Origin of the sequence: Janthinobacterium sp. ROICE36 (assembly GCF_002869965.1) — a bacterium.
In the GTDB taxonomy this organism is placed as follows: domain Bacteria; phylum Pseudomonadota; class Gammaproteobacteria; order Burkholderiales; family Burkholderiaceae_D; genus Janthinobacterium.
This window is the reverse complement of record NZ_PEBS01000072.1, coordinates 1-12,348: the sequence shown is the minus strand read 5'-3', so window position 1 is coordinate 12,348 and position 12,348 is coordinate 1. Positions and strand designations below refer to the sequence as shown.

Annotated in this window: 3 protein-coding genes and 1 pseudogene; 3 read left to right on the top strand and 1 reads right to left on the bottom strand. The window is 61.5% G+C overall.

Annotation, left to right across the window (positions count from 1 at the left end; genetic code table 11):
• Nucleotides 1-8 precede the first annotated feature (8 nt).
• The 3 genes from CSZ94_RS22465 to CSZ94_RS22455 are packed head-to-tail and all read left to right on the top strand — an operon-like array spanning nt 9 to nt 11,387.
• Nucleotides 9-9,761: a non-ribosomal peptide synthetase gene (locus CSZ94_RS22465; RefSeq protein WP_102123558.1), complete on the top strand. Its 9,753-nt coding sequence runs from the start codon at nt 9-11 to the stop codon at nt 9,759-9,761.
• Entirely contained in the window at nt 9,758-10,522 is a 765-nt protein-coding gene (locus CSZ94_RS22460; protein ID WP_102123557.1) for a 4'-phosphopantetheinyl transferase family protein, read from the top strand. The genes CSZ94_RS22465 and CSZ94_RS22460 overlap by 4 nt, the downstream gene beginning before the upstream one ends.
• 31 nt (nt 10,523-10,553) lie before the next feature.
• Entirely contained in the window at nt 10,554-11,387 is an 834-nt protein-coding gene (locus CSZ94_RS22455; protein WP_102123556.1) for a thioesterase II family protein, read from the top strand.
• Nucleotides 11,388-11,671: 284 nt separating this feature from the next.
• Here CSZ94_RS22455 and CSZ94_RS22450 read toward each other — a convergent pair.
• Nucleotides 11,672-12,025: pseudogene (locus CSZ94_RS22450) on the bottom strand (transposase); the annotation flags it as partial.
• Nucleotides 12,026-12,348: the final 323 nt, after the last annotated feature.

Sequence of the window (12,348 nt, the reverse complement as noted above, 5' to 3'; positions counted from 1 at the left end):
TATTGCTCATGGAATTCGACAGCCTACTACAGCTTTGCCAGGAAAAAAACATCAGTCTGTCGTTGGACGGAACGCAGCTCAAGGTAACGGCGGCGCCTGGGACCCTGACGGCCGACGTAGCCGCGCTGCTGCGCCAGTTCAAACCACAGTTGCTGGAATGGACACGTGACCGCGACGCCTTCTCCACTGGCGCGATCCAGCGCGCGGACCGTGACCATCCGTTGCCAGCCTCGGCCGGACAACGCCAGTTGTGGCTGGTCTCCCGATTCGATGCCGTCGGCCAGGCCTACCATTTCTGCCGCGTGCTCGATCTGGAAGGCGCACTCGACCTGGCCGCGCTTCATGCCGCCTTTACCGGCATCGTGGCGGCGCACGAAAGCCTGCGGACGGTGTTCTACGAGATCGATGGCGAACTCTTCCAGCGCATATTGCCGCCACAGCCCGTACCCATCGGCATGACCGAGTTAGACAGCGCGGATGCCGACGCCGTACTGGCGATCGAGGAAAGTCTGTTCGCTGCCCCGTTCGATCTAACTGCTGACGCGCCGCTGCGCATGCATTTGATACGCCTCGATGCGTATCACCATCGGCTCGTCGTCGTGCTCCACCACATTGCCTCCGACGGCTGGTCGCTGGGCATTCTGGTCAAATCGTTGCAAGATGCCTATGTCGGGTGCGTGAGCGGGCCGGCACCAGCGATCCAGTACGCAGATTACGCGCAATGGCTGGCGGCACCACTCCAGTTGGCGCAAAACGCGGCCTCGCTGGACTACTGGCGGACAGCCTTGGCCGACGCGCCTTCGCTGCACGGTTTGCCCACCGATTTCGTCCGCCCGGCGGAGCGCAGTTTCCGCGGCCAGCAACTGCACCAGCAGCTCGATGCCGAGGCCGCCGATGGATTACGCTGCCTGGCCGCCAGCGTGGGTGCTACACCGTTCATGCTGCTCGAAACGCTGTTCGGTGCGCTTGTGACCCGCTACTCGGGAAACGAAGACGTGATCATTGGTACTCCCATGGCGAACCGCCGCCATGAAGATATCTGGCACCTGATCGGCTACTTTGTTAACTTGGTGCCATTGCGCCACGCGATAGACGCACGCCGTTCATTCCGTGAGCTGCTTGCCTCGAGCAAGGAGGAAACCTTGCGCGCATTCGCGCACCAGCAATTGCCGTTCGATGATCTGGTACGCGCTTGTGCCCCCGTGCGCAGCTCCAGTTTTGGCCCTCTGGTGCAACTGTGCTTTGTTCTGCAAAACAACGATATTCCGGCGCTGTCCCTGGGAGACGTGAGCTGTGTCGTCGAGCGGCCCGCATCGCGTAGCGCGATGTTCGACCTGCAGCTGGAAGTGACCGAAGACGCTGCCGGGTTCGCGCTCTGCTGGGAATATGCCACCGACTTGTTTACTGAGGAGACAGCGGCGCGCATGGCGCGCACTTATTTGCAACTCGCGCACGCCGTGATAAAGCATCCCGATCTGCCGCTGGCGCGCCTGGCCACGCTTGACGCCACCGAACGCGATCATGAGATCGCGACAGCAACCGGACCCTGTGTCGAACGGCGGGGCGCGCTGTCACTGCCGGCGATATTCGAAGCGCATGCGGCAGCCGCGCCCGACGCCCTGGCGCTCGCGTGCGGTGCCACGCAGCTGACCTACACCGAATTGAATGCACGCGCCAACCAGCTGGCGCACTGGCTGGCAGCCGAGCGCGGTGTGGGGCCGGACGTCCTAGTGGGCATCTGTATCGAACGCTCGATCGAGATGGTGGTAGCGATCCTGGCCGTGCTCAAGGCCGGCGGCGCCTATGTGCCGCTCGACCCGTCGTACCCCGAGGCGCGGCTGGCCTACATCCTGGACGATGCGGCTCTGACGACCGTACTGACGACGCGTGCCGTCCATGCACGCACACCGCTGTCGGCCGGGCAGGCGCTGTACCTCGACGATCCGCGCCTGGCCGGCCAGCCGGACGCCAACCTTGGGCGCACCGTGGCGGCGCATCACCTGGCGTACGTGATCTACACGTCCGGCTCGACCGGCAATCCGAAAGGCGTGACGATCGAGCATGGCGCGCTGAGCAACCTGGCCTTCGGCGTCCGCGACATGGATTTGATCGCGGCGGGAGAGACCTGGGGCTGGCTCGCTTCCTATGCGTTCGACGCATCGGTGCAGGGCATCTCCCAGCTTGCGCTCGGCTGTCCGCTGTATGTGGTCAGTGACGATGCACGGCGCGATCCGGCATTGCTGGCGCCATCGCTGGCCAGTATTGACGTGCTCGACTGCGCGCCGATGCTGGTGGAGGCCTGGTTTGCCGCCGGCCTGGCGCCGCAGCTGCCCAACCTGATCATCGGCGGTGAGGCGATCAGCCCGGCGCTGTGGGACACGCTGGTGGACTGGCAGGCGACATACGGCAAGACTGCCGTCAACGTTTACGGTCCCACCGAGTGCACGGTCGATTCCACCTGGTGCGTGGTCGCGGGACCGCGCCCGCACATCGGCCGTCCGCTGCCCAATACCAGCGCCTACGTGCTCGATGCTGCCAGCCAGCTGGCAGGGCAGGGCATTGCTGGCGAACTCCATATCGGCGGCCTGGGCCTGGGCCGCGGCTACCTGAACCGCGATGAACTCACGGCCGAAAAATTCATCGCCAGCCCGCTGGCGGCGGGCGAACGGCTGTACAAAACCGGCGACCTGGTGCGCCGGCTGGCCGATGGCAACCTCGAGTACCTGGGGCGCATCGACCAGCAGGTCAAGAACCGTGGCTTCCGTATCGAACTGGGCGAGATTGAAAGTGCGCTCAAACGCCACGAAGCGATCCGCGAGGCACTGGTTGTGGCGCAGGACGGTGTCGGCGGCAAGCGGCTGGTCGCGTACGTGGTGCCACATCAGGCCATATCGAACGACGCCCTGCGCCAGTACCTGGGCCAAGCTTTGCCTGACTACATGGTGCCGTCAGCATTCGTTCATCTGGAGGCCTTGCCGCTGACCACCAACGGCAAGGTGGACCGCAAGGCGTTGCCGCCGGCCGACCTGGCCGTGCAGCAGGTGTACCTGGCCCCACGCACCGCGCTCGAACACGAGCTGTGCGCGCTGTGGCAGGAGATCCTGGGTGTGGCACAGGTGGGTCTGGGCGATAATTTCTTTGCCCTGGGCGGCCACTCGCTGTCGGCCACGCGTCTGGTCGCGCGCATCAACCAGCGCTTCGGTGTGCAAATGCCGCTCAAGGACCTGTTCGGCCTGAAAACGCTGGAGGAGCTGGGTCGTCACGTGGCAACGCTCGACCGGAGCGCGGCGCGCCCGGCGCTGGTAGCCGCCCCGCGCGGCGCCACGCTATTGCCGTCGTACGCGCAGCAGCGCCTGTGGATGCTCGACCAGATCGACGGCGGCAGCACGCACTACAATATGCCCAGCGCATTGCGCCTGACCGGCAAACTGGACCAGACGGCTCTGCGGCAGGCATTGGCAACGATCGTCGAACGCCACGAAAGCCTGCGGACGTGTTTTGTCGCCACCGGCGATGGCACGGTGGTGCAGTCGATCCTGCCGGCCGGCGGTTTTTCGATGGGCGTGGAAGACCTGTCCGCGTTGTTGTCTACGGCGCAGACATCGGCGGTAAATGCGTTGCTGGCCCAGGATGGCTCGACGCCGTTCGGCCTGGGTGCCGACCTGATGCTGCGCGCACGCCTGCTGCGCCTGGCGCCAGAAGAGCACATCTTGCTGGTGACGATGCATCACATCGCATCCGATGGCTGGTCGATGGCAATCCTGGTCAACGAGCTCGGAGTGCTATACCAGGCCTTTGCCGATGGCCGCGACCATGCTTTGCTGGCGTTGCCGATTCAGTACGCCGATTACGCACACTGGCAGCGCCACTGGCTGCAGGGCGCGGTGCTCGACGAGCAGCTCGGGTACTGGGAGCGGCAACTGGCGCATCTGCCGGTCGTGCACGGCTTGCCGCTCGACCACCCGCGTCCGCGTCTGCAAAGCTTTCACGGCGCGGTGCATGCCAGCGCTATCGATGCCAGCATCACCAGCGCGTTGCATACACTGTGCCGTGAACACGGCGCCACGTTGTTCATGGGGCTGCACGCGGCGTTTGCCACGCTGCTGGCCCGCTACAGCAACGAGACCGATATCGTGGTCGGCAGCCCGATCGCCAACCGTGAACAGGCCGAGGTAGCGAACCTGATCGGCTTCTTCGTCAATACGCTGGTGTTGCGCAGCGATCTCGATGGCGAGCCGAGTTTCCACGCTTTGCTGGCGCAAAGCAAGCGCACGTTGCTCGACGCCTATGCGCACCAGCAGGTGCCATTCGAACAGATCGTCGAGCGCCTGCGTCCCGAGCGCAGCCTGAACCACAGCCCGCTGTTCCAGGTCATGCTGGTCCTGCAAAACAACGAGGAGGGAACACTGGACTTGCCGGGGCTGGCATTGGAGCCGGTGGCGCAACCATCTGTAGTTGCCAAATACGAGCTGACGCTCACTATAAGCGAGAGCGGAGGCGGTTTGCAAATGGGATGGAGCTATAACAGTGACCTGTTTGCGCCGGATACTGTCATTCGCATGGCGGACAACTTTGGTCGCCTGTTGGAGGCGTTGGTGGCGTCACCCGACCGCAACGTGATGGCGGCACCGCTCATCGGCCGGGCTGAACACGCCCGTCTGCTGGGTTGGGACATGACCTTAGCCGACTTCCCGCGCGAGCGTTGCATGCAAGCGTGGTTCGAAACGCGTGCCGCTGAGCAACCCGACGCCGTGGCCCTTGTTTTCGGGGAAGAGCAAGTTACCTACACGCAGCTCGACATGCGTGCGAACCAGCTGGCACATATTCTGATCGAGCAGTATGGGGTGGGGGCGGACATGGTCGTCGGCGTCTGCCTCGAGCGCTCGGCTGAAATGGTGGTGGCGATCATGGCGGTGCTCAAGGCGGGCGGCGCGGTCCTGCCGGTGAAACCGTCGCATGGCGCCTCGCGGTTGCGCAAAATGCTGACCAATGCGGCGCTAGCCACGGTGCTGAGTACGCGTGACCTGCTTGCGCGCACCGGGATCGATGGCGCATTGTGCCTTGACGATGCGCAGGTCAGGGAACTGCTGGCACAGCAACGCGTCGATAGCCCCGCGCCTCGCGCATCCCGGCACGACTTGGCAGGCGCACTGGCAGCGCAGGCTGGGCATCAGATCGTGCTGCACGTACTGGATCGGCACGGTTCGCTGACGCCGCTGGGCGTGGCGGGCGAGCTGCACCTTGGTGGCACTGGCCTGGCGCATCATACACAGGATCGGATGGGCACGATCGCGGGGAATTTCGTTGCCAGCCCTGTCTCGGGTGGGGAGCGACTATATCGGACCGGGGACATGGTGCGCCGGCTACCGCAGGGCGCACTTGAGTACCTAGGCCGTATTGAGCGCCGCACCGGCAAGCGCGCCTTACGCTCTTGGGCTAGCGAGGTGAAAAACCCGGAGCATGCCGCCACCGCTGGCCAGGCGCCGTGCTCAGAGACCGAACAGTTGCTGGCTGGTCTCTGGCAAGAAGTGCTGGGTGTGGCACAGGTAAATGTCGATGACAACTTTTTCCATAGCGGCGGCCATTCGCTACTGGCCATGCGCCTGATCGCGTCTGTGAACCAGTCGTTCGAGGTGCGCCTGCCGGTTAAGACCTTGTTCGACCGGCCCACGCTTGGTGGTCTTGCAGATGCGATCGACCAGCTCGATGCCGGCCTTGGCCGGCCTCCGCTGGTCGCGGCGCTGCGTGATGGTGCGCTACCAGCCTCGTATTCACAGCAGCGCTTGTGGACGCTGGCGCAGATCGACGGCGGCAGCGCGCATTACAATATCTCCGGCGCGCTCAACTTGTCGGGGACGCTCGACGTTGTCGCTCTTGAGCATGCGTTTGCGCGCATCCTACATCGCCATGAGAGCCTGCGTACCAATTTCGATACCGGTCCCGACCAGGATGTGTTGCAAGTGATCCGCCATGCCGACCAGTTCTCGCTGGACGTGCACGATCTGGTAGGGATGCCGGCAGACGAACGCCTTGCATGCATTGATTCTTTGACAGCGATACACGCAACCACCCCGTTCGATCTTGCTGCCGACTTGATGTTGCGCGCGCAGCTGATACGCACCAATGCCACAGAACACGTACTACTCGTTACGGTCCATCATATCGCTGCCGACGGCTGGTCGATGAGCATCCTGATCGACGAGCTGTGCACCCTGTATCACGCTTTTTCGCGTGGCGAGTCCGATCCGCTACCGCGCATGGCCATACAGTATGCCGACTATGCTGTATGGCAGCGCAACTGGTTGCAGGGCGACGTGCTTGACCGCCAACTTGACTACTGGTTGCAGCAGCTGCAGGACTTGCCTGTCGAGCACCAGGTACCGCTCGATCGCATTCGTCCGCAAAGCCAAACCTTCACCGGGGCTTCGCATATTTCACTGGTGAAGGAACCAACGGTGAGTGAATTGCGACGCCTATGCGCTGCGGAAGGCGCCACGCTATTCATGGGCTTGCATGCAGCGCTGGCGGCGTTCCTGTCCCGCTACAGTGGCCAGCATGACATCGTAATCGGCACGCCGGTTGCTAACCGCGAGCAAGCCGAGGTGGCTGCGCTGATTGGGTTCTTTGCCAATACCCTGGTACTGCGCAGCGATCTCACGGGGGATCCGAGCTTCGCCGTCCTGTTGGGAAAAAGCAAACGTACCTTGCTCGATGCCTACACCCATCAGCAAGTGCCGTTCGAGCAGATCGTCGAGCGCATCAATCCTGTGCGCAGCATGCGTCATAGCCCGCTGTTCCAGATCATGCTCGCCTGGCAGGAAGCAGACGAGGGCGGTCTGGAGTTGCCTTCGCTCGTACTGAGCCCGGTGCGGGATGGGGGCGTGATTGCCAAGTTCGATCTTACGCTTAACGTCCAGGAAGAAAATGGCGCGCTGCGCATGAACTGGGTCTATAGCACCGATTTGTTCGACGCGCAAACGATCATTCGCATGGCTGGGCACTTTGAGCGCTTACTGGCATCGCTGACGGCGACCCCCCATGCCTGCGTTTTCGATACCGATCTGTTGGCACCGCCGGAGTACCAGCAGCTACTTGCGTGCAACGACAGCGTTCGGGCGTTCCCCGACGAGGCCAACTTGCATGAGTTATTTTCGCGGCAGGCCCATCTTTCGCCAAACGCGGTCGCGCTTGTTTTTGAGGGAGACGTGATGACCTATGCCGAACTTGATACGCGATCGAACAGGCTGGCGCACCACCTCGCGCGGCACCATGCCGTGGGTCCAGACATACTGGTGGGGGTGTGCACCGAACGCTCGTTCGACATGGTTGTGGCGATGCTTGCCGTGCTGAAGGCGGGTGGTGCTTATGTGCCGCTCGATCCGTCGTTGCCTCCGGAACGCTTGGCCTACATGGTGGCCGATGCTGCTCCGCGCCTAGTGCTGACCCGGGAACGTCTGGTGGAGCATCTTCCACAGCACTGCGAACAGGTGCTGCTAGACGCGCATGCTTGCCACTGGGCATCGCTGTCTGCCACCGAGCCGACGGTCGATGTGCTGCCCGGACATCTGGCGTACGTCATTTATACCTCGGGCTCGACTGGTAATCCGAAGGGGGTAATGATTGAGCATGGTGCCATAGCCAACCAAATGCGCTGGCTGGTGGAACAGTTCGGTTTTGACGCGGACGACCGCGTCTTGCAGAAGACCGCATACGGCTTCGACGCGGCGGTGTGGGAGTTTTGGGCACCGCTTATCTGTGGCGCGCGCCTGGTACTGGCTCGCCCGGATGGCCACTTGGATCCGCGTTACATGGTGGATATCATCCAGCAGAACGCCATCACAGTCGTCCAATATGTGCCGTCGATGCTAACAGTGTTGACCGGCCAGGCGGGGCTTGATCGCTGCAAATCGCTGCGACAAATTTTTTGCGGAGGCGAAGCATTGCCCGGCGCGCTCGTACAGCAGTTGTTCTCGATGTTGCCGCAAGTGGCAGTCCATAACCTGTACGGACCGACGGAATGCACGATCGACGCCAGCTACTGGACTTGTATCAGAGGCAGGCAGGCGGACGTGGTGCCGATTGGGTATCCTGTGGCCAATACCCAGCTACATGTGCTCGACCAGCATGGGCGCCAAGTTCCGCAGGGCGTACTTGGCGAATTGTATATCGGTGGCGCGCAGCTGGCGCGTGGCTACCTCGGGCATCCGGCGCTCACCGCTGAAAAGTTCATTCCCGATCCTTACAGTGATATCGAAGGCGCGCGACTGTACAAAACCGGCGATCTGGTGCGCCGGTTGCCGGACGGCGCAATCCATTACTGCGGTCGCAGCGATTTTCAGATTAAGTTGCGTGGCTTGCGCATCGAGCCGGGAGAGATTGAGGCGGCCTTGCGGCGACTCGATGGCGTTGCCGATGCGATCGTCGTCGCCAATTCTGCGGCAAGTGGGGACTACTTGGTAGCATATCTCGTCCGGCATGACGAAGGCGCGCAAATTTCTGCAGGCATGCCACCATGGGGCGAGCACCTGCGCAGCGAATTGGCGCGCGTGCTGCCCGCTTATATGGTGCCTGCGGTAATTGTGCAGCTGGTCGCCATGCCACTGAACGCGAACGGGAAAATCGATCGCAAGCGCTTGCCTTCACCCGCTGTGCAGGAACATGGCGCGCGGTACGTCGCGCCGCGCAATCATACGGAGAAACAGCTATGCCGGATATGGGAAGAGCTGTTGGGCCGGGAGCGGGTCGGCATTGACGATGACTTTTTCCACCTTGGCGGACACTCGTTGCTGGCCGTGCGCATGGTATCGATGGTGGGACAGCATCTCGACACGGACATAGCCGTGCGCTCGCTGTTTATTGCCCCAACCGTCGCTGCTCTCGCGGCGCTGATCGACACGCAGACGGCTGCGCCATATCCAAACCTGGTCACTATTCGTCCAGCGTGGGCAGGTTCGGCGTTGCCGCTGTTCCTAGTCCACCCCGGCGAGGGTGAAGTCGGTTACGCCACCGATCTGGCGCCGATGATCGATGGGGACGTTCCGGTCTACGCGCTTGCGGCGATTGGTTTCCTTGCTGGTGAAACAGTACTTTCCGATATCGGAGAGATGGCAGCGGCATACGTGGCCGCGGTACGCCACGTCCAGCCCGTTGGGCCGTACCGCATCGCGGGCTGGTCGGCTGGCGGTACCATTGCCTGCGCAATGGCGGCCGTCTTGCAGACAGAGGGCGAAACTGTGGAACTAGTTGGCTTGCTCGACACAAGCAGCGACTACCAGGGGTTGGCCGCCCGCGTGCCCAGCCTCACGGGCAATCCGGATTGTGACGACTTGGCGGTGCTGATGGGCAGTCTGGGCGAGGATGAACAAACGACGCTTGCCGCGGTCGCTGGCGAAGGCCTTGCGGCGGTACTCGATCATTGCCGCACAGCGAAGATACTGCCGGCAGCGGTTGACCTGGAAACCTTGCGCCGGCATGTGGCAGTGCGGGCATCGATTACGCGGGCGCTGGCTTCCTGGCGGCCGGCTCCCGTGGCAGTACCGGTCGCACTGGTGCTGGCGCGCACTGGCGGCCGCTGTGACGCACACCAGCGATGGTCGAGGCTGTGCCAAGCACAACTCGACGTTACGGTGGTCGAAGGTGATCATTACAGCATGATGGAAGCGCAGCACATCGGCGCCGTGGCCGGCGCGTTGAACGCCGCGCTACGGCGGAACGGCGCCGAAATTCAGCGCTTGGCGCCGACACGAGTGAGCGTGGCATGATCACGCGTGCTGCAGTATTGACCGATGCCGCCCGCCTGGCTTTAGGGGGGCGGCCGGGTGCTGCACCGCATGAGCTTCCCCTAAATCTGTACGCAGCCAGCGACGTTCCGCCGTCGTTGTATATGTTGCGTTATTCGGTCAATGGTTTCGACAGCGCTTTGTTTAACGTGTGTGGGGTCGAATGCCCGGCACATATCGCCCGCAGCGTTGCCAAGCGACAGAGCGAATATTTCTACGGTCGCTTATGCGCCCGCAGTGCGCTCGATGCCCTTGGTGTCGCTGCCGCACCGGTGACGGTGGGTGGTATGGGAGAGCCGATTTGGCCAGGCGGCGTGTGCGGGAGCATTACGCACAACCGCGAGTACGCGCTCGCCGTGGCAGTGCGCCGTGACGGCACGGTTGGTATTGGCATCGATGTCGAATCCATAGCCGACCAAGAATCCTGCAAGGCACTGATGGCGGTTGCCGTAGCGGCTGAGGAATTAGCCTACCTGCGCGGCCTTGAGACGTCGCTATCCCTGGCGTGCCTCTTGACGATGGTTTTCTCAGCGAAAGAGAGCTTTTTCAAGGCTTGTTTTACTAGCGTCCGGCGTTACCTGGAATTCGATGCCGTGCGCGTCCGATCGATCGAGGTGGAACAGGGAGTGATCGAACTTGTAGTCCAGGAATCTCTCGGCGGCCCGTTCCACGCAGGCTATGTCAGCCGGGTTCGCTACCAGTTCCTTGACCCGCAGACTATTTTGACGTACCTGCATTGTTAACCGAATAATCTAGATGGAGGAGTACTGAAATATGAAACAGACACCCTGGCTGGTAGGCACACGGTTGCCGACCCGCAATTTACGTTTGTATTGCTTCTCGTATGCGGGGGGCGGCGCACATGCATATACACCGTGGCAGAGAGCGCTGGGTCCAAACATTGAGCTGAGCGCCATTCAGATGCCGGGGCGCGGCGCCCGGATGGGCGAGCCGCCGGTCGAATCAATGACGCAGTTGGTAGAGACCCTGGTGGATGTGATCGTGAGCGATGCCGATATGCCGTACGCATTTTTCGGACATAGCCTGGGCGGGCTTATCGCGTTCGAGGTGGCGCGTTGTCTGGCGCGCCAGCGCAAGACGATGCCGCAACGCCTGATCGTGTCTGGCTGCGCGGCACCACAGCACCGCAACCAGTCGCGGCAGCTTCATCGCTTGTCCGATGATGCCCTGATTCAGGCCTTGGCCGACTACAATGGCACGCCACCCGAAATCCTAGCTAATCAGGAACTGATGGCGCTGTTGCTACCGATGATACGGGCCGATTTTGGACTAGCGGAGCGTTACGCGTACCTAGCCGGGCCAAGCCTCGATATTCCGATTTCTGTTTTCGCTGGAACAGAGGATCAGCATGTGTCCAGCGCAGGGAAATGGGCAGAGGAAAGCAGTGTGACGTGTCGGGTTCACAGTTTCGAAGGTGACCACTTTTTCATTCATACAAGGCGTGACGCTGTCGTAGCTTGCCTGAAACGCGAACTTGAGTCCGATATACTTTCGCTGCCGTGGAAGACGAACGCTACCGCCTTTCTCCGTATAGGGAAGTGTGAAGGTTCAGCACCGGGCCATCCACCGCTAGTTAGCGTCGGCTAGAGCGGTTGAAATCGGCCGCAGTCCGTCGGCAAGGGCCACGAAGTGCCATGTTGGCCCCGGAGTGATGGCAAATCCACCGCCAGCGCGAAACAGAAACATCGTCGATCCATCGAGCGCTTCAACAGATGATGGGGAAGGCTGTTAATGCCAACTGTGCCGCGATAGTGCTGAGAGGCAGGTGCTCTGCTGCGGCTGCCTCGGTCGGATATGTCATCCTCCGCTATCCATTATGGCGAAGGAGGCCAGCTTTTGCTTGAGCGCGACGTGTGTCTCTGTAGGGGAGGGAGACCGCGCGCGTACAGCGAGATTACCTTGTCGTCAAAGCCCGGCAGACGCCGTTGGTGCTTGGCCACGAGTTGCGGCTCAAAGCTGCCGTCGCGGTCGCGTGGGATGTCGAGTTCAAGTTTTGTTTCGGCGGCCAGCACCGACTTCTTGCTGCTGCCGTTGCGGTGGTTGCGCGTCGGCTCTGGCGCATTGCGCTGCTGCTCCAGATGGTGCGTGAGCTCGGCTTGTAGCATTCTTTCTGCAAGCGCTTTTTTCAACTGGCCGAACAGCCCGGCGTCGGTGAACATGGATTGCGGGTTGCTCGGGTCTACACCTTCAAGCAGTTTGTCGAGTGTGGCTTTGTCGATGGTCATACGTATCCTTTCCAGGGATAAATTTTATCGTATGACTTCTTTCACACAAAATTTCTGACAGGCTCCATCATTTGCCAAAAACCAATATGTGTTGACACATTGAATTTTTTGATGGTACTCTTCACACGCCAATACGTGGCATTGTTTTTTTGCAACTTAGGCTACACGTCCGAAATTCTACAAGCACCCGGCATGGTGCTGTGGTCAAGTAATTTCGGACACCGCGATAGGTTCGCGTGCTGTCATTTTTCGTTCATAGGCGGCGGGAGACAGATTGCCCAACGCTGAATTGATGCGCTTGCAGTTGTAAAAGCCGACGATGT